Annotated in this window: 21 protein-coding genes; 18 read left to right on the forward strand and 3 right to left on the reverse strand. The window is 35.8% G+C overall.

Annotation, left to right across the window (positions count from 1 at the left end; genetic code table 11):
• Window positions 1–84 precede the first annotated feature (84 nt).
• The 3 genes from CPT03_RS02130 (at window position 85) to CPT03_RS02140 (ending at window position 2868) form a co-directional block, all read left to right on the forward strand.
• Window positions 85–486, forward strand: a complete 402-nt coding sequence (locus CPT03_RS02130; protein WP_245869951.1) for a GNAT family N-acetyltransferase — start codon at window positions 85–87, stop codon at window positions 484–486.
• 32 nt (window positions 487–518) lie between these two features.
• A complete protein-coding gene (locus tag CPT03_RS02135; RefSeq protein ID WP_099437298.1) occupies window positions 519–1658 on the forward strand; it encodes a helix-turn-helix domain-containing protein in 1140 nt (379 codons plus the stop codon).
• Window positions 1659–1809: 151 nt separating this feature from the next.
• Window positions 1810–2868 (forward strand): serine hydrolase domain-containing protein, encoded by a 1059-nt coding sequence (locus tag CPT03_RS02140; protein ID WP_099437299.1) that lies wholly within the window; start codon window positions 1810–1812, stop codon window positions 2866–2868.
• 504 nt (window positions 2869–3372) lie between these two features.
• On the opposite strand, the gene CPT03_RS02145 is transcribed toward CPT03_RS02140, so the two are convergent.
• Window positions 3373–5460, reverse strand: coding sequence for a tetratricopeptide repeat protein (locus CPT03_RS02145; RefSeq protein WP_099437300.1), 2088 nt, complete (start codon window positions 5458–5460; stop codon window positions 3373–3375).
• Between the two features lie 179 nt (window positions 5461–5639).
• Here CPT03_RS02145 and CPT03_RS02150 point away from each other — a divergent pair, with 179 nt between their 5' ends.
• The 10 genes from CPT03_RS02150 (at window position 5640) to CPT03_RS02200 (ending at window position 14207) form a co-directional block, all read left to right on the forward strand.
• Window positions 5640–5999 (forward strand): DUF4870 domain-containing protein, encoded by a 360-nt coding sequence (locus CPT03_RS02150; protein WP_099437301.1) that lies wholly within the window; start codon window positions 5640–5642, stop codon window positions 5997–5999.
• Window positions 6000–6005: 6 nt separating this feature from the next.
• The gene (locus CPT03_RS02155; RefSeq protein WP_099437302.1) at window positions 6006–6809 is read left to right on the forward strand and encodes a M48 family metallopeptidase; all 804 of its coding nucleotides are present in this window, start codon (window positions 6006–6008) and stop codon (window positions 6807–6809) included.
• Window positions 6810–6932: 123 nt separating this feature from the next.
• Window positions 6933–8267 (forward strand): IPT/TIG domain-containing protein, encoded by a 1335-nt coding sequence (locus CPT03_RS02160; protein ID WP_099437303.1) that lies wholly within the window; start codon window positions 6933–6935, stop codon window positions 8265–8267.
• 141 nt (window positions 8268–8408) lie between these two features.
• Entirely contained in the window at window positions 8409–9776 is a 1368-nt protein-coding gene (locus tag CPT03_RS02165; RefSeq protein WP_157766320.1) for a hypothetical protein, read from the forward strand.
• A gap of 76 nt (window positions 9777–9852) precedes the next feature.
• The gene (locus tag CPT03_RS02170) at window positions 9853–11751 is read left to right on the forward strand and encodes a hypothetical protein (RefSeq protein WP_099437305.1); all 1899 of its coding nucleotides are present in this window, start codon (window positions 9853–9855) and stop codon (window positions 11749–11751) included.
• Between the two features lie 24 nt (window positions 11752–11775).
• On the forward strand, window positions 11776–12207 hold the full coding sequence (locus CPT03_RS22725; RefSeq protein WP_157766321.1) for a hypothetical protein: 432 nt from the start codon (window positions 11776–11778) through the stop codon (window positions 12205–12207).
• Window positions 12204–12527 (forward strand): hypothetical protein, encoded by a 324-nt coding sequence (locus CPT03_RS02185; RefSeq protein ID WP_099437308.1) that lies wholly within the window; start codon window positions 12204–12206, stop codon window positions 12525–12527. Before CPT03_RS22725 ends, CPT03_RS02185 begins: the two co-directional genes overlap by 4 nt.
• On the forward strand, window positions 12493–13029 hold the full coding sequence (locus CPT03_RS02190; protein WP_157766322.1) for a hypothetical protein: 537 nt from the start codon (window positions 12493–12495) through the stop codon (window positions 13027–13029). The genes CPT03_RS02185 and CPT03_RS02190 overlap by 35 nt, the downstream gene beginning before the upstream one ends.
• The gene (locus CPT03_RS02195; RefSeq protein WP_099437310.1) at window positions 13026–13382 is read left to right on the forward strand and encodes a hypothetical protein; all 357 of its coding nucleotides are present in this window, start codon (window positions 13026–13028) and stop codon (window positions 13380–13382) included. Before CPT03_RS02190 ends, CPT03_RS02195 begins: the two co-directional genes overlap by 4 nt.
• A gap of 129 nt (window positions 13383–13511) precedes the next feature.
• A complete protein-coding gene (locus tag CPT03_RS02200; protein ID WP_099437311.1) occupies window positions 13512–14207 on the forward strand; it encodes a hypothetical protein in 696 nt (231 codons plus the stop codon).
• Window positions 14208–14638: 431 nt separating this feature from the next.
• On the opposite strand, the gene CPT03_RS02205 is transcribed toward CPT03_RS02200, so the two are convergent.
• Entirely contained in the window at window positions 14639–14962 is a 324-nt protein-coding gene (locus tag CPT03_RS02205) for an MGMT family protein (RefSeq protein WP_099437312.1), read from the reverse strand.
• 177 nt (window positions 14963–15139) lie between these two features.
• Between CPT03_RS02205 and CPT03_RS02210 the strand changes: the two genes are divergently transcribed.
• Window positions 15140–15784 carry a DUF2975 domain-containing protein gene (locus tag CPT03_RS02210; RefSeq protein WP_157766324.1) on the forward strand — a complete coding sequence of 215 codons (645 nt, stop codon included), beginning with the start codon at window positions 15140–15142 and terminating at the stop codon, window positions 15782–15784.
• Window positions 15785–15789: 5 nt separating this feature from the next.
• Window positions 15790–15990 carry a helix-turn-helix domain-containing protein gene (locus CPT03_RS02215; RefSeq protein ID WP_099437314.1) on the forward strand — a complete coding sequence of 67 codons (201 nt, stop codon included), beginning with the start codon at window positions 15790–15792 and terminating at the stop codon, window positions 15988–15990.
• 582 nt (window positions 15991–16572) lie between these two features.
• Here CPT03_RS02215 and CPT03_RS02220 read toward each other — a convergent pair.
• Window positions 16573–17469: a beta-1,6-N-acetylglucosaminyltransferase gene (locus tag CPT03_RS02220; RefSeq protein ID WP_099437315.1), complete on the reverse strand. Its 897-nt coding sequence runs from the start codon at window positions 17467–17469 to the stop codon at window positions 16573–16575.
• Between the two features lie 914 nt (window positions 17470–18383).
• Between CPT03_RS02220 and CPT03_RS22730 the strand changes: the two genes are divergently transcribed.
• The 3 genes from CPT03_RS22730 (at window position 18384) to CPT03_RS02235 (ending at window position 22411) form a co-directional block, all read left to right on the forward strand.
• Window positions 18384–18527, forward strand: a complete 144-nt coding sequence (locus tag CPT03_RS22730) for a hypothetical protein (protein ID WP_157766325.1) — start codon at window positions 18384–18386, stop codon at window positions 18525–18527.
• A gap of 646 nt (window positions 18528–19173) precedes the next feature.
• Window positions 19174–19569, forward strand: a complete 396-nt coding sequence (locus CPT03_RS02225; RefSeq protein WP_099437316.1) for a helix-turn-helix domain-containing protein — start codon at window positions 19174–19176, stop codon at window positions 19567–19569.
• Between the two features lie 667 nt (window positions 19570–20236).
• Window positions 20237–22411: a peptidase domain-containing ABC transporter gene (locus CPT03_RS02235; protein ID WP_099437318.1), complete on the forward strand. Its 2175-nt coding sequence runs from the start codon at window positions 20237–20239 to the stop codon at window positions 22409–22411.
• Window positions 22412–22415: the final 4 nt, after the last annotated feature.

Consider the following 22415-nt stretch of genomic DNA (forward strand, 5'->3'; position numbering starts at 1 on the left):
TAAAGGCAGCCTTTATTAATGGTTGGGATTTGTACTCTTCCTATTATGATTTTTAGAACTGCGAGACTTTCAGATATAAAACAGATGCAAGTGGTAAGGCACTTGGTGAAAGAAAATACACTTAGTGATCCCAATCTTGTTCCAGATAAAGATGTAGCATTTTATATTTCTGAGAAAGGAAAGGGCTGGGTCTGTGAAGTGGACGGGCAAGTGGTTGGTTTTTCTATTATAGACCTCAAAGAAAGAAGTGTTTGGGCGCTATTTGTTGATCCGGAATTTGAAGAAAAAGGGATTGGCAAGGAGTTACACAGGTTAATGATTGATTGGTATTTTGAACAGACGACCGAAAAAGTAGTACTGGGTACTTCTCCAAATACTCGCGCAGAACGATTCTATAATCTTCAAGGCTGGACTCCTGTAGGCAGTTATGCTAACGGAGAGATCAAATTTGAAATGCATTATGAGGATTGGTTAAGAGTTCGATAAAAGGCCTGAAAATAAAAAAAGAAGAATAAGGAATGGATAAAATTAATTTATTAATTAGTGTAACTACAGTCTCGTTGTTCATTTCGCTGTTTCTTGCCTTTTTTCTGGTTACAGTTAAAACAAAAAATAAAATAAGTAATGTGCTGTTTGCTGTTTTTTTGTTGATAATAGCAGTGGATATTTGTGAACCTTTGTTTAATACGATGGTTGACGGACCATCAAACCTGAGAATGCTTAGAAATACATTCGCTTTCCTTCAAATTCCTGTTTTTTATCTTTATGTATTATCCGTTTGTTACTCTGATTTTAAACTTAAACCCAAATGCATCCTGCATCTGCTGCCATTTTTAGTTAGTAATTTGATTTTAATACCAAGGTTTTACGCCGTAGATACTGCATCGAAAATTAGTTTTATCATAAATCGTAAAAACATGATTGAACTGCAGTTTAGCCATATTTTGATCCATGTTCAAATCGTTATATATATTATTGCTGTTTTTAGTGTATTAAGAAAATCAAAAAAACTATATCTTGAAAATTATGCAGGAAGAAATGTTAGTTCCTATAACTGGTTATTTCAGTTTACCATTGCATTGACAATATTATATCTGATAGCGCTTTTAAAAAACATTTTCAAATTTTCTGATTATCCTTACATCTCAGAATGGATTAAAATTGGGCTCCTATTTTTTAACCTGTTTATTATTTGTTGGTATTTGTATAAAGCATTAAATAATCCCGGCTTATTTAGAAATATTGATTCAAAATTAAAACTTGTTTCTGAGATTGTTTCAGAAAAAAAGAATAGTGAGCAAACAGGTATAAAAGAAAAAGAATATACTGAAGAACTGGTTAAATTGCAGCAATACATGGTTGAAGAAAAACCATTTCTTAATCCTTCTTTAACAATTCAAGATGTTGCAAAGGATATTAAAGTTCCCGTTCGGGACTTATCTCTTTTAATTAACCATCAGTTAGAGCAGCATTTTTATGATTTCGTTAATAGCTATCGGATAGCACGTGCTATGGATATTTTGAAAGATGTTGCAAATAGCAAGGTAACTATTTTAGAAATTCTGTATGAAGTTGGTTTTAATTCAAAATCTTCTTTTAATACTGCTTTTAAAAAACATACAGGTAATACACCAACTTATTATCGCAAAAATCTGTAATTCAGTAATTTGTAATTACTCGTACTCTTTTTTTGAAAGATTCGTACTTGTTTTTTGAAACAAATGCGTTCGAGTATTTTCATTCGGTCGCATAGCGTCAGTTTCTTCCCCATGTTTGTATCGAAATAATTTTTACCATAAAATCGATACAATGAAAACTTCGTTAAAAATCTTAGTAGTGCTGCTATTTATAAGTAGCTTTTCTTTTGGACAAGATATCACCAAAAAGATTGATTCAATAATAAATGATAGTCATCAAAGAAATCCTAACATAGGAATCAGCGTCGGCTTTGTTCAAAATAATAAGGAATATTATACCACATATGGTAATTTGAATGCCGAAAGTCAAATGAAAATTAATAAGAATTCAATATTCGAAATTGCATCTATCACTAAAATTTTAACGTCAAATTTAATTGCACAAGCGGTTATTGATCATAAATTAAGAATAGATGATTATATAGATGACTTTCTTCCTAAAGCATATATCTTACATGAGAATCTTAAAAACAAAATAAAAATTTCGGACCTGGCATCTCACCAATCTGGCTTACCTGATATAGATTTTGGAAAGTTAATTGAACTAAATCCTCAGCAACCTGTAAGTAGTGTAACCGAAAAAACACTTACCTCTATCATCAACAATTGTAGCGAGCTAAAGGATTACGGTAAATACCGTTACTCTACCATTGGTTATACTTTACTTGGGCAGATCCTAGAAAAAGTTTATGGCAAAAGTTATGATGAAATCATCAGATACAAAATGATAAAGCCATTACAGATGACCAATACATTAACCAAAGATTTCAATGTAAAAAACAGGACGATTGGCCACAACCCCAATGGAGGTATTCAGGAGTTCTTTGAATGGAATATTACAGCATCTGCAGGATTGGTAAAGTCTAATGCTTCTGATATGGTGACCTTTTTAAAAGCAGTTTTAAACAAAGAAACAAGGATAGGTAAAGCTGCTATAATGACAGAAAAAGTCTTCTATAAAGATGAAAAAAGAGAAATGGGATTAGGGACGAACATTGTAACAGATGAGAAAAATACAATTTATTTAAAAACAGGAGATTCTATGGGTCAATCTTCAATTATATGCTACAATAGAGCTAAAAATTGGGGTATCATTATACTAATAGACCAAAGGAACTCAAAAATGAGACAAGACCTGTTGAATCAGATTTATGATACGGTATTGAAATAATATGATGATAAATAAAATCCGCCATTAACAAATGGCTCAACATTGGAAAGGTACTGTAGGATTTTTTCACTAGACCAGGTACACTGAATAGTCCATCTCCTTAGGCTTTTCAAGAACATTTCAAATAAGCCCCTATAAACGATTCAGACTTCGAAGTGGACTAAATATGTCAGTAGTAAAAATCATAGCCTAGAGGCTGTTATTTAGCCCCGAAATTTCAAAACGGATAGATCAATTAGTATTGAAAAATGTGGCCTGAGAAATAAAAAGGGGCAATTTCCACCAGAATGAGGGGGGAGAACCAGTTTTGCCGAAACTCTCACTTACACTACCAATGTTGACGTGTTCGATTCTGAAATTCGCCGAATGGGGTCAATCAAATTGGGTTACCCAATCTACCAACTTTTTTGCTCTATTATAATCTGGAAGGTGCTTTTATAGTAGATTACCTTGGTGGCTATTCAAAATTAAAGCTAAAGCAAGGCCAGTCTTGTAGCATCGGGTTCATGCAGTGAGAAAACCTAAGCAGGATTCTGCATTGGTAGCATGTCCTATCCAATCGATCGCTTTTTCGTTTTGCAACAAAGAACGAATGCCTTCTATCACCATGTAGTGATCATCTACTACGAAAATACCTGTTTTCATCACCTGTTCTTGAATATTAATTTCTATCATTACCGAAGTGCCTTTACCTTCGCTCGATTGCAGGTCTATGCGACCCTTTAAAAACTCAACGCGGTTTTGAATATTTGGCCAGCCCATTCCACCAGATTGTTTCAATAGATCAGCATCAAAGCCATTGCCATCATCTTCTACCGTAACGGCCAGTAGTTTTTCCTGGGCCGATTGATGTAGTTGCACCACTACATTTTTGGCATTGGCATGTTTAATCGTATTGTTCAGCAATTCTTGTACAATACGGTAAATGGTAACCGAGGTTATTTGCGCTATTTCGGCTTGTTGCATGCCCACAGACTGATAGTTGACATGTACTACGCCACTGCGATCTATCTCCGTACAAAATTCTTTTAGCGCAGTGTCCAGCCCGTATTTGACCAGTATTTCGGGCATCATATTATGTGCTACACGTCGCATTTCTTTAATAGAGCTATCCAGCATGTCAATGCTGCGCTCAAAAGCGTGAGCGTTGTCGGGGGTCATGATTAGATTTTCTTTCACTGTATTTAACGAAAATTTGATGCCACTCAGCATCCCGCCCAATCCGTCGTGCAGGTCTTTGGCCAAGCGGGTACGTTCCTGTTCTTCGCCTTTCAGTACGGCTTCGGTTGCAGTGAGCTGCTTTTCGGTTTCTAATTCATCAATCTTTGCCTGTTGCAATTTTTGGCGGTGCTTGTAGTTGCGATAGGTGAGTAAGGAAATTGCTAAAAAAGCGACGGCTCCGGCTATTAAAAAATAATTAAGAAGGCTTTTTTGTCGAATTTCTGCTGCCTGTAATTTTATTTGGGCTTCTTTTTTTTCTGTTTCAAATTTTTTAGAAATTGCTAAAGTCTTTAAGGTTACTTCATCGCCATTCAATTGATCTTCAATAAATCCCGCACTATCTAATGCTTTTTCGGCACCTATAATATTATTGGTTGCGTACAATATTGCAGAAAGTGATTTTAAATTTTTTTGGTGTTCGTATTTCAAATCAAGGCTATCACTAATGAATAATGCTTTGTTGATTGATTTTATAGCTTCTACAAAATTCTTTTTATACAAAAAATAGTGCGCCATTCCTCTATTGGCAATGGTTTCGCCTTCGGGGTCTTCAAGTTGTTGAGCTAATGCCAATCCTTTTTCATAATATGGTTTCATACCATCAGCATTGTAGCGGTGCAAATAAATATTGCCTATATTTAAAAGATTAGATTCTACACCCCGGCTATGATTTTGTTTTTTAAAAATAGCCAAGGCTTCGTTATAACAGGCAAAAGCACTGTCAGAATGTGCTGTTTCATAGTTATTGCCCAGGTTGGTTAATGCCATACCCAAAGCAATTGCGTCATCTTCCTTTCGTAAAATACTTACAGCTTCTCTTCCTAATTGCAATGCCTTTTCAATTTGGTTCAATTTTCGATAGCAATTTTGCATAACATCGCAAATACGGGCTACCAATTGTTTGTTTCCAATTTCTTCAAAATATTTTTTAGCAGTTTCGTAATACTGCAAAGCATTTTCTCCATCATTTAAATATTGATACACGTTTCCTGTATTGGCATAGCATTTAGCCAATGCCAGTTTATCATCTAAAGATTTTGCTAATTCAATGGCTTGTTTATTTAATAGTAATGAACTATCAAACTGGGCTTTTTGATCCAATAAAGCCGTATAGTTGGAGATATATTTAACAATACCCCTTTTATAATTTAGTTTTTTGCTCAATTGGCCAGCAAGACGATAATATTTTGCAGCCATTTGTGGATTGTTTAGTTCATAGACATTGCCTACCTCTAAATACAATAAAACTTTAGCAGAGTCTTCTTTTGCTTTAGGCAGTAATCTTAGTAAACTGTCTTTATTTATGGCCGTTTGTGCAAGAGTGGCAAAACCTATTAAACCAATTAAAAATACCAGCACTAATTTCTTCATACCCTAATTTACATTTTTCTGCCTGCAAATTAAATAGTGCGAAATCATATTTCCCATCCTCTTTTTTAACGATTTTTTAGGCGTGTAACTGTGAAAATCATCTTTTTTAATGATTGATGTGCCTCTTCTGCAATTCTAGTTTTACACTATTAAATTTCAATATCTAAAATATTTATACTATGAATACAGAACAAACACACGAAATGGATAAGAAAACTATTGCTATCATTAGTTATCTTACTATTATTGGATGGGTTATAGCTTACATTCAATTAAGTAAAAATAAAGCCCAGTTAGCTATATTTCATATCAGGCAATCCTTATTCCTGATGCTTTGTGCATTTGTTATTTTTATTATCCAAATGCTATTTGTATTCGTTCCTTATGTGGGATGGATAATCTCTATAGGTTTTAACCTTATCACGCTAGGTTTTCTGGTGCTTTGGGTTATTGCGCTTATCAACGCCATTAATGGCGAACAAAAACCATTGCCCATATTTGGCAATAAGGCACAGGATTTACTAAAAGGGATTAAATAACCGAAAATGAAAAGGGTCTTATCCTTGATTTTAGTAGGACTTGTAACAGTTTTTTTTGCTTGCAAAACCGTACCCATTACTGGTCGCAAGCAGCTCACCCTGGTACCCGATGCCATGCTCACCACTTTGGCATTTACCGCATATGATACCATAATAAAAAATAGTACCACACTTACAAACGCTGATGAAAGGGAGCAGGAGGTAACACGGGTGGGTACAAAAATTCAACAGGCTGTAGAAACCTATATGCAACAAAATGGGATGAGTAATGACCTGAAAAATTTTAAATGGGATTATCATACCATTGATGCAGCAACTGTAAATGCATGGTGTATGCCAGGTGGTAAAGTAGTGGTATATACAGGACTGTTACCCTATACACAGAACGAAAATGCATTAGCCATAGTAATGGGGCATGAAATTGCGCATGCCATTGCCCACCATGGTAATGAACGCATGAGCCAAGGCTTACTAGTTAGCTTGGGCGGAATGGTATTGCAGGATGCGCTAAAAGAAAAAAAGAAGGAAACACAGGCTTTGTTTGTAGGCTTGTACATGGTAGGATCTAACCTTGCACTTTCATTGCCTAACAGTCGTATGCAGGAAAGCGAAGCCGATAAACTGGGTTTGATATTTGCCGCCATGGCTGGTTATGATCCTGATGAGGCGATTCCCTTTTGGCAACGGATGAATGCGGGTAACAAAAGCAAAGTACCAGAATTTTTATCTACACATCCTTCGGATGAGACGAGGATCAAAAAATTATCAGTATTGATACCGGAGATTAAGGAGAAGTATTATAAACAATAGAGAGATTTAAAGTGCTTGTATCATATTTCATTTATAAAATCATCTTTTTTAATGATTGCTACAGTCTTTAGGCTAATCTACTTTTATATCATACTATTTTTTCAATTAAAAAACTAAATCTATATGAAAACAATAAAATATAACACATTTGCAACAGCATCGGGTATAGCATTTGTGCTGTTCCTATTTGCATTGTCTTCTTGCAAAAAAGAGAATGGCACTCCCATTACTGATCCAACACCAAAAGATACTACACTTAAAGTAGCTTCTTTATCTGCCACCACGTTACACTATGGCGACACGCTTAGTATTACTGGCAGCAATTTTTCTACTGTAGTCCTCAATAATACGGTTACTATTAATGAGGTAGCAGCCATAGTACAATCGGCCACGGCTACACAGCTGAAGATAATTGTTCCTGCTGTAGGAGCTGTTAGCGGTGAAGTAAAAATAAAAACAGGTGCCCAAACTACAACCGGCGGTAATATTACTTATGTACCTGATGTATTTGTAGCGGGCTCTCAGAATAATAACAGCCGACCTTTGGCTACTTACTGGAAAAACGGTAGTGCTGTTACGTTGAGTATCGAAGAGTCGGGATTGAATTCCATATTTATAAATGGTAATGATGTATATGTAGCTGGAAGGGAAAGGATTAATAATTTACAATTGGCCAATTATTGGAAAAACGGTACTAAAACAACGCTTGGCATCAACGAATCCGCTGCCAATAGCATTTCTGTAAACGGCAACGATGTGCATGTTGGCGGCTGGGAAATCATCAACGGATTTGATCTTTCCCGATACTGGAAAAACGGGACAGGTACAACCATAAGTGTTAATGATCCCATTGTATCACAGGTCGTTACCGGTAATGGCTCTTGTACAGGAATTTATATAAATAACAACAATGTTTATGCCGTTGGAAGCTATCGCAACTCACAAGGAAGATTTTCGCCATGGGAATTTACAAACGGGACAATACCAGCTAATACCATACCCAATAACGATAAGCATTGCTTTGCCAATGCTGTTTTCGCAATCGGAAGCGATAAATATGTGGCAGGCAACCAAAACAATGCATCAACAGGCTTGGCCATGGCTACCATCTGGAAAAACGGAACTGTTGCAACACTAACCGCAGGTACGGCTTCGGTAGGCGTGGCAACCGCTGTTTTCGTAAAGGGAAACGATGTATATGTGGCAGGATATGAACAGGAGAATTATTATGGTGGTGGGCCAACTTTTGCCAAATACTGGAAGAATGGGATCGAGGTAAAATTATCAACAGCATCATCGGGCGCTACAGGTATCGCGGTTTTTGGCAATGATGTATATGTATCGGGATGGGAAAACAACGGAGCATACAGTGTAGCCAAATACTGGAAAAATGGAGTGGCTGTCAATTTGGGAAATACCACACTTAATTCATCAGGCAATGCTATTGTTGTGAGATAAATAAGGCGGCCAATTAAAAGTTGAAAGTGGCTGTAGCTGATGTCATTGATCTGGCCATCTTGTAGTTACAAAAAAAATCATCTTTTTTAATGATTGCTGGGGCTATTGTAGCCGCCTATTTTTAACACATAAATTTTGTATATGAAAAAGATAATTCTTTTTACGATGAATATTATTTTGGTTACATCGACTTTTGCCCAAAGGCAGACTTTTGATGTATTAAACTATACCATGCCCAACGGTTGGGATAAAACAGAAATGGCAAATGGCATTCAACTGTCCACCAAAAACGATGGTAAAGGAAGTTATGCAGCTGCTATTATTTTACGTTCGGCAGCGACGGAGGCACCGGCAAACGAAAACTTTACTACCAGCTGGGAAAAACTGGTAAAAGGTACCTTGTCTGTTTCTGGAGAACCAACCCTGCAAGATCCTGCTACTGAAAAAGGATGGAGCGTTTTGTCGGGACAAGCCAGCTATGCCGATGGCGCCAATAAAGGATTAGTAACGTTGATAACCGCTACAGGCAACGGCAAAATGGCAAACGTGGTAATCATGACCAATACCGATAAATATCAAAACCAGATACTGGATTTTATAAAAAGCCTCGACCTGAACGAAACGGCAACTGCACAGAACAACAGCACAAACGCAGTTTCTCCCATAACTGCTACTACCGGTTCAGGAAATAAAAATCTGTATTCCATTACTGTTCCGCCCACCTGGAGTTTAAATGCAGGTGGAAATAGTTTAATGTTAGAGAAAAACACCACTACAGGAAAAAGAATTATTGAGTTTATGGGTATGATAAAATCATCGGGTAATTTAGAAAATGATATGTCGCATATTTTTTTCGAGGTGTTTGATGGCTGGGAAACACGGATTCCAGGTATCACAGTATTTACAGAAGCTGAGTGCGAAAAAGGGATGACCTGCCAGGGATTGAATTATTATATGATGTCCAATAGCATAAAGAAAAGAGGTGGGTATGATGTGATCAAAGCAACTGTATTGCTTGTACAAGCTGGCGATAAAGTAGCCATTATTAATTCTACGGATAACATTTTAGGTAGTGAGGTAGAAATGGCTTTACACTTTTTATTATTTAACCTGAGAATAAAAGGAGTGGGCGAAAAAAGTATAAATTATAAACAACAACTGATAGGCACCTGGGCATCAGGCAGCGGCACCTATGGTAATAGTTTGAATTCAGCCACCATCTACACAGCAGACGGGAAATCTTATGTTACGATACAATCTTCAACTACTTCAGGTTATGATTATTATAATAACCTGATAAAAACCAAACAATTTAAAAGTCAAAGCGTGTATAGCTTTACTGGAAATGTATTGGTAAGGAAATCATCATCGGGAAGTGAAAGTAAATATTTTATACGGTTCTATTCCCGCAGATACGGTGACAGGCCATGGGAAAGTTATATGAGTTTGTATGACTGTAATTATGATAAAAACAAAATAGAAGCGGTTCTTCATTTTCATAAGATTTGATTACAATGCCAATTTGAATAAGGGAGAGCAGTTTAAAACCCAGGTATTTTTTTGATAACAAAGACTGATTTTAACAATGAGAAAAATACAAACCATCTTCGTCCTTTTCTTTACGCTATATTTTGTGCCTTGCAAAGCGCAGAGTGACCAGGAACTGAGCAGGGATTCGGTAATTGGCTGGCAATACATAAGCAATCCAATAAATTCTAAAACTATTTACAAACCCCTTAAAAGCCAGTATGGATACGGTTATTCAGTGGGGCAGCAGCAGGCTTCGGATATGTTGATCAACTGGATACAACAATCCTACTTGCCTCGTGGGATGGTGATGCGTACCATTGCAAAAAATGATGAACGTTGGTACGTGACAGGCAATGGCCCGATACATAGTTATGGCGTAAATTTCTTAGGGTATGCGGCAACGTTTGCTCATGGAAAAATTGATCTGCGTTGTTGCGAACAAGGCCAAAGATTAGTGGCAGGGTTTAATGATTTTCCGGGTGTGTATATTAAAGGCTTTAATCCTGGTGGTATGTATTTTTTTGCAGAGCAGGCGCAATTTACGACTGGAGATGATGAAGCTCAATTAGCCAAAGAAGGAATAGATAAAAAGATCCAGCCTAATGTCTATAACTATCGCACTTATTTTGACCATTATCACGACAATGGTCAACAGGTTTTTAAAATTGGCGTGGTGGTTCCTAAAAATGGCAACTGGCCCTTTAAACCAGTGCTGGTAAAAGATGCCGTGGCCTATATTCAGCAGCAAATGGCAGCTTATCCTGGCATTATGCAAAAAAATCCTTACTCGGCAGAGCCTGTAAAAAAAGCATTGGAAAGACTGGCACCTTATTACAATGAAGTGGTCAAATTAAATGCAAATTATAACTATGATAATGCCATCAACGATGGTAATGAACATTACCTTCTTAATCCCGAAGCGATCATCAACGGGAAATCCATCAGTAAAACATTTTCAGAGTATAACATTCTTGTTACTACAACTCTGCAAACCATTGACCAGTCAAAAAAAGATGATCCACTTTGGTTATATGTTAACCTGACACCAACAAATGTAACACTACAAGGAAATCCTGCAAAATTCGATACTAGGTTTGGCACAGGTATATCGCACATGGTATATTCTTTATTGAATAATTTTAATTTTGATTTTGTGGCCAAATGGCTGGTGCAACCTGATGCAAGAAAAACTATGGTTTATGCTCCTGTAAAAATTCCAGCAAGAGCTACGGGCAATATTGCTTTAACACCTACTGCTGTTTCTGCAACTGCATCAGCAAAAAATAAAGATCCCCACACCATCTTGTATGAAGATTTTGAAGGCTATCCTGCCGGTGAAATAGCATCTAAAAAATGGCATACAGCAGGATATGGTTTTGCCAATGCTTCTTTAACAAGCGTAAGTGGGCAAAGCGGAAAATGGGTTTCGATCCCTGCAAAATTTACTTTCTATCCCGATCTGGAAAAGCCGCTCACACCAAACTATACGGTAAATTATGATATATATTTTGGCCCTGGTATTATCAACAAAAGAGTGTTGCATTATTTCAGGTTGGATGCTTATGACCCTAAAGATAAATACCCTCAACCCATGAATATGGCGAGCGCTATTGATAAAGGAATGGACTTTAGCATTGCTATGAGCGGCGAAACCACAACAGAATGTAAATTCAGGAAAGGCCAATATAAGGAAATGAACCAGGATGTAAGACTTACTGCTTTTAAAGAAAAAGACATCGCACATGTAAGCGTAGCGGTAAGTGGTACTTCGGTTGCTATTTCGGTAAACGGCAAGGAAGTAATCAGAAATGATAATGCCAGGCCCCCTGACCAATTGTATAAACGTATTGGCTGGTATTGCAGCGAACCAAATATACTGCTTGGCAATATTTTTATCAAAAGCAATAGTGCTGTTCAAAATAATATACCAAAGAGCCAACATTTGCTGGAGTGATAAAAGATAAAGGAACAATACCGGATGCTGCGACTTTTGAAACATCAGACTACACCTTCAAGCCATTGGAAAAAATTGATCAATTGCCACCGATTAATTACCCTGCAGGATTTAAAAGCACGGCACCTGTTGCCTCACAGTCGGAAGGCCGCAATAAAGAAAGCGGTGGCAATCTTACCCACATTCAAAGCGCCTGTACGTTCAGCCTTATTAGATGCTATATCCAATGCAGTGTTGAGCAATGATGCATTTAAAAAATTAATTGATAACCTAAAAAATACGGTGTCCACCAAATTGAATGCAGATAATGTAACCAAGATAGACAGTTACCTAAAAACAAAAAAAATAACGGCACCAAAAGCAATTGCTGCAGAAGCTATTGGCGCATGGCTGGGCAACAAGCCAACAACAGCATTTTATTCTGCAAAGCCATCCAGGCAGACTACAATGATATGAATACGGCCAACAACCTGGCGTCGTTTCTGAATGCATATGGTTATGCTGAAAAAGCAATTCCTGTTTTACAATATGTGAATGGTAAAATCAACGACAATCCGGATATACTATCTAATATGGCCACAGCTTATTATAACCTTGGCGATATGAACAATGCTGCTTTGTTTGCAAGTAAAAGCATTACAAAAGACAGTTTGAACACGAACGCAAATAAAGTGGCCGCTTTTGTACACCTAAACAAAGCTTCAGCAACCAATAACAATCAACCAGAACAAAGGAACAGCAATGATGATGGTGAAAGCTGCCAGTATTGTAAATGAAAGTGCGTCTTGGTACTTAAAAATGAAAGGCGACCTTGAGCAGATTTTTACCCAGGATAAAATAGCATTAACCACCGCTTACAATAAAAAGACAAGTGCGATCACCAAAAAATATAATGCGTTGTTGAATAAATTAGAAGATGGCGAAGGTAAGGGAGAAGAAGAGGAAGAAATGGAACGCATGAAAAAAGCCCGTTGCGAAGAATATAATAAAGAAAGTCAGCAATATCTTTCTGATCTGGCAAAGCTCACCAACCAGTTTGCTCAAAAAAGCGAACTGGTGAGCCGTATTTTTTTTAGGGATTATGCTAACTGGATGCCGGTTCAATTGAACGATAACAGCAACCGCTTTCTTCTGGATGCACAGGCAAAATATATTACTGATGTAAAGAAGATAAGAAGCCATCCAGGCCAAAGCAATGGGAAGAAGATTATTGTGCCAACTTTAAAGGAACGCTGGGGCTGGGCCCTGCAAAGATCGGGTTCAACTGTAACTCCATGAGCATATCCGGTGGCGAAAGTTTTGTGGGAGATATGAGCCTTAACTTTAATGAGAACGGCACGTTTAAAGAAGCAACCATTGGCGCAGGCATAGGAGTAGAAGGGCATATTGGTAATCAAAATGTAATAGCAGTTTCAGCAGGCGCATCTGTGATGGAGTACATCACCATTGGTGCCGGGCCAAATGGTGGAGTAGAGGTAACAGACTGGGGTATTTCAGCAGGTGTATCTGCGGGTGGAAACATAGGCGCAGCAGGTGGAGAAGCCAATATTGCCTCCACTAACATTTCTGTAAATGAAGGGGTAAAAGCAAGCGGTTATATTGCAAATGTACTGGGTTTAAACAAGCCATAAAATCATCTTTTTTAATGATTGACCATTTTTATATCAACCTACTTCTTGGAGAAACAAACCTGACCAAGGTGAATAAACGACCTTTTATCATGAAATTCCATCATAAGTCGGGAGGAAAACTTTTCTATTATGGTTCTTCTCATATCTATAATCCCAACGATCCAAATGTTAACGGATATTGAAAAGCAATTCACAGGTTTCAGGCCAGATATTGTTTTTTGGGAGGGAGGGAACCCTAATAGGAAAAATGAACTTCCAAAACTCTTAGAAACAATTGTCAGGGAAAAAGGAGAAGCAGGATTTGTCCGTTACCTTGCTAGGGAAAACGCTATACCAGATAAAACAATTGAACCATCTCCATTTGCGGTCATAGATGAACTTCGTAAAAAATTCACAGATAGTGAGATATTTATCCATGGCATATTAACACAGACAGAACAGGCTAAAAGAATGGGTAAATCTGATGTAGAGCTTGACAGTATCGTGGTTGTCGGAATAAAAAAAGCAAAACTCGCCGGATTTAAGGGGATTCCTGAAGATATAATTCAGTTCTCCGTAGAGGTACATAAATTAATATCACAAGTGGGAAACTGGCACCATGTGGTACTGGATATGGTTGCGCCCAAGTCATTAGAGGGTTCTCTTACAACAAGAATACAACAGATGTCAACAGAATCATCTGTCATCAGGGATAGGTACATGTTAACGATGTTGCTCACTGAAGTTGCAAAAGGAAAAAAAGTATTTGCGGTTGTTGGTGCACCCCATGTTATCATGCAGGAGCCTGGATTGTGCGAATTCTTCAATAACAAGTATAAAAATTAAGTATCTTATTTTACAAGTTGGATTACGTTTTAGACCGATGTCGGTATTAATGGAGACAGCATCAAGTCATCACCGCTTACGATGACTTCTGTCCCGTTTTGGAAATAAGGGTGGGCAGCTGCTGGTTATTTCCCTGGAAGATGGTAGTTTCGACATTTATAGAGAGGAAAGTAAAGTTTGCAATATCTTTGCTGATATTGGTATCGACACGGAACCAGTATGGCCAACTGGCGATCTGGTCGCACAAGAGTTGGTTGATGAAATTGGATATGCAATAGAAATGAGACAGATATAACTTTGACATGCAGTAGGCCGTTTCAATAATGAACTGAATAAAAATTTTACACCCATTCGTTTCATTCCCCCTGATGAAGTAACCATTGCTCCGCCACTGCCCGGATTTTGAAAGATATAATGTTTTTATAGTTCAGTTAAGGGGGGCAGAATACCTTTTTGAAATACTGAACCTGGTTGTCTTTAACGGTTATGCCTTCTGCTTCTAGCAGGCTCTGCATCTGATCGGGATCAGTAAGATGAAATTTGCCGGTCAACAGACCGCTGCCATTTACCACCCGGTGGGCAGGTACTTTATAGATAGTGCCATGTGAATGGTTCATGGCTTTACCTACAAGTCTTGCTGATTTTGCAGAGCCGAGGGCACGGGCAATGGTACCATAAGTGGTGACCCTTCCTTCCGGGATTAACCTGGCCAGATCAAATACCTGCATAATAAAACTGTAAGTTTCGGGTTTCATTTGCTATTTATCTGATGTTAAACATGAGCTAATTTAGCTGATTAAACGACAAATAATTTCAGGACATCCTGTTAACTGTATTATTGTTATAATTTAATTATTTAAAATAATACAATAATTTTTAGTTGTTTTGTTTTAAATAATTTTTATATTTATTTTGAATTAATTCTAATGAACATGAAACTATCCGACAGCAAAATCATCAAATTCCTTAATTCTTTAGCCACTATAATATTGGTACTTTATGCGATTTTTATATTCTTGAAATTGTTTTCTCCTGGAGCTCCTAAAATGAGTAATAGCACCAGAGGTTATCAAGTATATGATGTTATAGCTAAAAACAAAGATCAGGTGCTTAATCAAACTTTAGGTGAATGGTTCAATGACAGACTAGTAGTTCAACCAACTAATCAATCTTTAGTTCATTTGAGATTTAAGTCCCCAAGTGAATTATTTTCATTTCCAGCCGTTTTGTTCCAAATTTCGCAGTTAATTTATTGGCTACTCATTGGCCTTATAATTTACTACATTAAAAAACTATTTAGCTCCTTTAATAAGGATGAGGTGTTTACAAAGAAAAATGCTACTATGATTCTATTCGGGGCTATTACATTAATATTACTTCCTATTATAAGGTGGATAACACAGGAATTGTTCATCAACTGTATTGTGAAATTACATCTCAATGATTCCGGCTATGTACTGCAAAATGGGGCAGGTTTAATCGGATCAGAAACCCTAGTAGGACTAACGCTCTTAGCTTTTGCTTTAGCCTTTAAAGCAGGTGTAAATACGAGGCAGGAAAATGAATCCTTTATTTAACTCACATGCCTATAGTCATCAATTTAGATATAATGCTCGCTAAACGCAAAATGTCTTTAACAGAACTTTCTGAGAAAGTTGGTTTAACCATAGTTAACCTTTCCATTTTAAAAACTGGAAGGGCAAAAGGTGTTAGATTTGATACACTGGAAGCAGTATGTAGAGTTTTAGATTGCAAACCTGGAGATATTATCGATATAGATTAACTATTGCTATTTTAACTTTGGTCTTTTGTTTTATAGGCAATTAGCCTACGGCAGCTATTCATGAAAGTGTCTAACGACTATTTCTGCTGAATTTACTGAAATGTATAAGGTCTTCTATTTTCTATGAACAATAGTCTCGTTTTATAACTATTTGATTTTAATCTGTTTATTTGTAAGGAGCAAGTAGCATATATCGTTTTCGAATACATTGAAACCTTGTATAAAAGGAAAAGACAATATTCTAAGCTGAAGGTATTTGTCCACAGAGGAATTTGGAAGTAACTTAAATAAACAAAATATTGCAGCTTAAACCAATGTCTACTTTATTGTTGTAATTCTATGATAGTTCTATTGACCTTATCCTAAAATTAAGATACCAATTAAGTCTAGTCAGACATTGTGTGTAATTTTCTATTTATCAGTAGTTTGTTTTTTGTACTGATAATAATACGAACTTATTTATGAGTACCACTTTCCCACAGTGCAATCCAGCAATGTACTAGAGGTCTTTATTTTGAATGGATAAGTTATAACGATTATTTATAAATTTGATCCTTACAAATTTTTCTCATATCTAGTAACCTAATTTGGATAGGAGGATGCATGAATTTTATTTTTTAAATAGACTATAATCTGTTCGTCATAACGAACATCGAATTTACGCGCAAATAATGATGTTGTAAATTCTAAATTTTCGATATCGTTTATATTAAATATCTTAGGGTAGTTTGGGCCTGATTTCCAGTCAATTACTCTTAGGTTATTGTTCTCAACCTGGTGTTTGTGTGGCGAATTTAATATGATAGTCTGAAAAAAAAGTTCGTCGGCTATATAGGCATATTTAAAAAAATGGTAGAACCTTGGTGTGTCGTTTAAGAAATTAATGATATACTTTGCACAATCCGAGGTAATGGTCCACCACTGCGAACCACCATATATTTTAGCACTAAAACCTGATTGCGGTTTTTCCATTTTAATCGCTTTTTGAGCATCTACGATCTTCTGAGCTTCAATTACCCCCAATTCATCAATAAGCCAGTAATAGTTTACCCTATCTAAGCCCCCATTTCCGCCCCAATTTTTATAATTTGGAAGTTCAAAGTAATCTATAAACTGTTTGCCGTGGTTAGTTATTAGATATTTTTCAATTTGCTGATTGTTCTTAATAGGTAGATCCATCCCACTATGCAAAGAGACATAGTCGAATTCTTTAGTTTTAAAATTTAAAGCATCAATTAGAAGGTTTAAAGTGGCTTCTACCATACTAAAGCCTCCCCAGTTGATATAGCTTCTTCCCGTAATCGAATGCCAATTTTTGCTTTTAGTTTCTTTCTTTAATTGTTTTATAGCAGATGGACTATATACACGCGCATCTAAATGCAAAAAACAGTAGTTATGATTTTCATAAGTTAGTAAATCTATTAACAAAGCTAATTGGCTAATATTTTGATGAGCCAAAATGAGATAGGCAATTTTCATAAGCTCATTGTTGTTCTAAATTAATTATAAACATAATGCAAACTAACTCATTTTTTTCCTAAAATTTTAATTAGTGTTTTCTAATAAAATTATCCTATTCACTGTTTTTGGTCTCTGTATGTTAATGATTTAACTTATCTTTAGTGTTTTATATTGTTGAAATAATAAAGCATTATTTTGATTATTTATACTCTTCGATTTGTCTTAGATCTAAGTGCTGTAATCGATAAAATTCCTCAATGTCGATATCGCCATAACAAAATTTCAATAACTTTGTATTATTCTTACAGCATTCATCCAAGACTGAACTCTTAAATGACACTTACTGTTCGAGGTAAATGCTGGCTGGGTGGAGAAGTTCTTATTTTCAAGAACGGTAGGACCAATGTTTGGTGAATCTGTATGGATATCCCGTATATAATAGTTTAAGTAACAATCTATACCTGTTGTGCACTGTAAATAAACTTATCAGACATGAAGACAAATGAATCAAAAAACAGGAGGTTATACCTGTAGCGAATGCCAAAGCCACAGGCATTGTGTGTGGATAAGTAGATCGTACTTTGTATCCATCGGACAACAGACAAGGGATGCTAAGGAATTCGGTTGCTACACACACGAATCAGCCTGCTCGAGGATGTTGCCGGTTATATATAAATGCAAAAAAAAACACCACGGTTTACCAATATCCGTTTAGACCTTACGCTAGGTGACGTTACGGATCAATCGGGCAGAACTACAATAGATGCAATCTTGGCTGGAGAAACTTGATCAGAGGGTTTTATTAAACTTGGTAAATAGCAAGGTTAATAAAAGCAAAGAAGAAATTGCAGAAACTCTTACAGGTGTCTGGTGGAATGAATATTTGTTTGAGCAGAGTTATGAGCTCTACTAATATTTCCATCTTAAAATTGATGAATTTGATCAAGAAATTATTGAACGGGGAAATCGAAGAAAACAAAAAACAGGATTGGGAAGCAAGACCTGAGCATAAGGGTAAAAAAAAGGGGACGAGCAAGAACGATGGAAAATTAGATATGCAAAAAATATCATACTAGCTGAGAGGGGGGCATTAATAACGATTCTCTCGGAGATCGGCACTGATCTTATTGTTTTCCCAAGTGCTAGACATTTCTGCTGCTTGCTTAGACTGGTCCAACAATAAAGCTTCTGGAGGTAAACATATTTCTAATCGGACAATGAAAGATAGATATTCAATTTTTAGATTTATTTACTTTAGCGATATTTTAGTTTGGTTTTTTCTAAGCGATTTAGATGGATCATGCTATTTTTTGCTTCTATATGTCTATTTAAATCGATTGCGCTAATTTTATTATATATTATTTGAGAGTTTTTTGTCTTTATCTGTAGGTGGATATTATGTTGTTAGATGTAGATATAGCATGCGTTTGAGTTTATTTATTGTTTTGTAATTAGTATTTTATTGCGCTATAAGTTGGTGAAAAGTTTATTTAAGTAATTTAATTGGCTTTTATGACTTATGAGTGATGTCAAACGATTGCGTAATGAAAATTAGGTTAGGTGACAGAGTGTTGTTTTAATTTGCAGTGAATAAAAGAGAATATAAGTCAAACTATTTTTTATTTAACTAATTTCTATTAGCTTTATTCATTAGCTGTTATTTCTAATTTTAGTTATAGCAAGTTCTTTTAAGTCTATTATAATTTTTTTCAAGATTTTTTTGTGGAAAGAATCCTTGATCATCGCTCAAAAAATTTAAATAAAATGCACGTAGGAAATAACATTAGAAAAATACGGGAAGTAAGAGAAATAAAACAAGCCTATATCGCCCAGAAACTAGATATTTCATTAACTAGTTATGGGAAAATTGAAAGAAATGAAGTTGATATAAGTGTGAAACGTTTGAATCAGATCGCTGATATTCTGGGTGTTTCAGTGGCTTTCATAGTTAGTTTTAATGAAACTAGGTTATTTAATTTTGTTTTGGACCAAGAAAAATCGGATTCTGGTTATTGTCTTTTGATCCAACATATGAAAGAAAATATTCATTGGTTAAAATCAGAAAATGAAAGGTTATTAGACCTTATTTCAAGGTTATCATATTCTGCTCATAAATAAATTCAATTAATTATTCTTATTGATTTTTTGGCTACTATGTAGTTTATTAATAATGAGTCGATTTTGGATTAAAAGAATTTCAGTTCGATATTTTATAGCTTTATTTTATGAATATTATAAGATAGAAATTACAATTTGTAAACTAGAGGTTTGTATTTCGTTATTTTTTGTTTTTATACAATAATTAATATTATGTTGAGAAAATAACTTAAAATATAAAATATGAAGAAAAGTTTAAAGATTCTTAGGTTTACTAAGGAGGATGTTGCAGATCTTACAAAGGAAGAGCAACAGAGGCTCGTTGGAGGTGTTGCTCCAACAGTGACAAAATGTACAGAAACGTGCACTGATGTTACTTATGGCGCTGCCAATTGTACAGATGGATGTACTGGCGGTTGTCAAAGCGTTTATGGTGGTGCTGACTGCGATCCGGCATCTGGGTTAGGGAATGCAACATGTTATATAAGTGCGGTGGATAGATGTCACACTGATTTCAATTGCACCAAGACTCAATGTACAGCTACATGTCCAAATACCTATGGAGATCCGACTTGTAAAGATTGTTAAGGTAAAGTAATGTTCATTTGGGTTGATTATAATCAACCCAAATTTTTTTAGAAATTTTTGATCCTTAGGAATTACAATTGAAAGAAAATGAAGTACCAGGATGAGTTTTAAATTTATTAAGCAGTTGAATGTAATGGACTGTGGTCCTGCATGTATTAAAATGATTGCACAATACTACGGTCGAAATTATTCTCTGGAAACGTTAAGAAGATTGTCTGGATATAGCAAACAGGGCACTACAATGTTTGAGCTTAGTAAGTTGTCCGAAAAGATTGGTTTGCGACCAAGGGGGGTTCAATTAAGTCCTGAATCCTTATTGTATATTGACTATCCAGTAATTTTACATTGGAAAAATAATCATTTTGTAATTTTGTTAAAAATTTCAAAATTCGGATATGTGAAAGTGGCCGATCCGGCTATTGGAATTGTCACCTATAATAAGGAGGAGTTTTTGCAAGGATGGTTAACTTCAAACAATAAAAGAGGCAATGCACTTCTTGTGGAAGTTTCACCGAAATTCTATGAACAAGAAGGTGACGGGGGGAAATACACACTCACATTTGGCTTCTTTCTTACTTATTTGAATCAAGTTAAGCCACAGATTATTGCAATTTTTGCTGCATTTATTTTTACCCTAATGATCCAAATGGTCACCCCCTTTATCATGAAGAGTACCATTGATATTGGGATTGAAGGTCGAAATTTTGGATTTATTGAGCTTGTTACTATTGCTCAAATTGTTTTGATGATTAGTTCTACCGTTGTTGGTTTTATTCGAAGTCGAATTTCATTGAGGATGGCTAATATTCTTAATTTGTCCATTTTATCTGATTTCTGGATTAAATTATCAAGATTGCCTATTTCTTATTTTGATAGATATCACACTGGTGATACTATGAAGCGATTGGGAGATCACGGTGTGATTCAAAGTTTCATGACCAATACAGCAATCAATATTTTAACCTCAATAATTAATTTCGTATTGTATTCTATTATTTTGGTGTCATTTAATATCCAACTCTTTATTATTTTTTTAGTAGGAAATTTCTTTTATTTTCTTTGGATAAGAGCTTTTATGGGAGTCAGAAGGAAATTAAATCATCAGGGATTTGAACTTGGTGCGAAAAATCAAAGTAACACGATTGAACTCATTCAGGGAATGCAAGAGATCAAACTTAATAATGCTGAACACATTAAAAGGTGGAGGTGGGAAGGCTTACAGACAACACTTTTTCAGTTTGGCTTTAAAATGATGAACTACAACCAGGTACAATCTGCAGGGGGATTGTTGATCAGTCAAATAAAAGATATTACCCTTTCTTTGATCGTAGCCAAACTCGTTATTGATGGTCAAATCTCTTTTGGGACTATGGTTTCTGTCCAATATATAATAGGCCAATTAAGTGGACCAATTAGTTCTTTTATTGGGTTGGTGCAGAGTAGTCAGGACGCTAAAATAAGCCTTGAGCGGTTGAATGATATTCATGAAGTTGAGGAAGAAGAAGCGAAGAACAGAATTTTTGTAAACCATTTGCCTGAAAATCCAAATCAAATGAAGCTCAGTTCTGTTAGTTATACCTATCCAGGTGCGGAATCTGCTGTAATTGAAGGGGTTAATCTTGATATTCCAATAGGGAAGATGACTGCTATTGTGGGTGAAAGTGGTGGAGGAAAAACGACATTGTTGAAAATACTTATGAAATCATACGATGATTTTAAAGGCACGATTAATATTGGTGATAGTGATTTCAAAAAGATCAGTCCTTCTTATTGGAGAAGCATTTCTGGTTTTGTAATTCATGATGGTTATATCTTCAATGACACGATTGGAAATAACATCGCACTAGGAGATGAAACTCCCAATAAAGATTGGATTATAGAATGTTGTAATCTTGCGAATATCTATGAATTCATTGGTTCACTACCTAATGGTTTGGAGACAATCATTGGTTCTGAGGGAGTAGGGATTAGTCAGGGGCAAAAGCAGAGAATTTTGATAGCAAGAGCATTATATAAGAAGCCCAAATTTCTTTTTTTCGATGAGGCAACAAATGCTTTGGATGTAAATAATGAAACAATCATTTTGAATAACCTAAAAAAACATATAGTCAATAAAACGGTGATTGTTATAGCGCATCGACTTAGTACAATCAAGGATGCTGATCAAATATTATTAATGAAGGGAGGCCAGGTGATGGAAAGAGGAAATCATAATGAACTCATTGAGCTTAAGGGAGAATATTGGAGTCTTGTTAGAAAACAAATTGTGTATTAATTAT

It is taken from the genome of Pedobacter ginsengisoli (genome assembly GCF_002736205.1).
Lineage (GTDB): Bacteria > Bacteroidota > Bacteroidia > Sphingobacteriales > Sphingobacteriaceae > Pedobacter > Pedobacter ginsengisoli_A.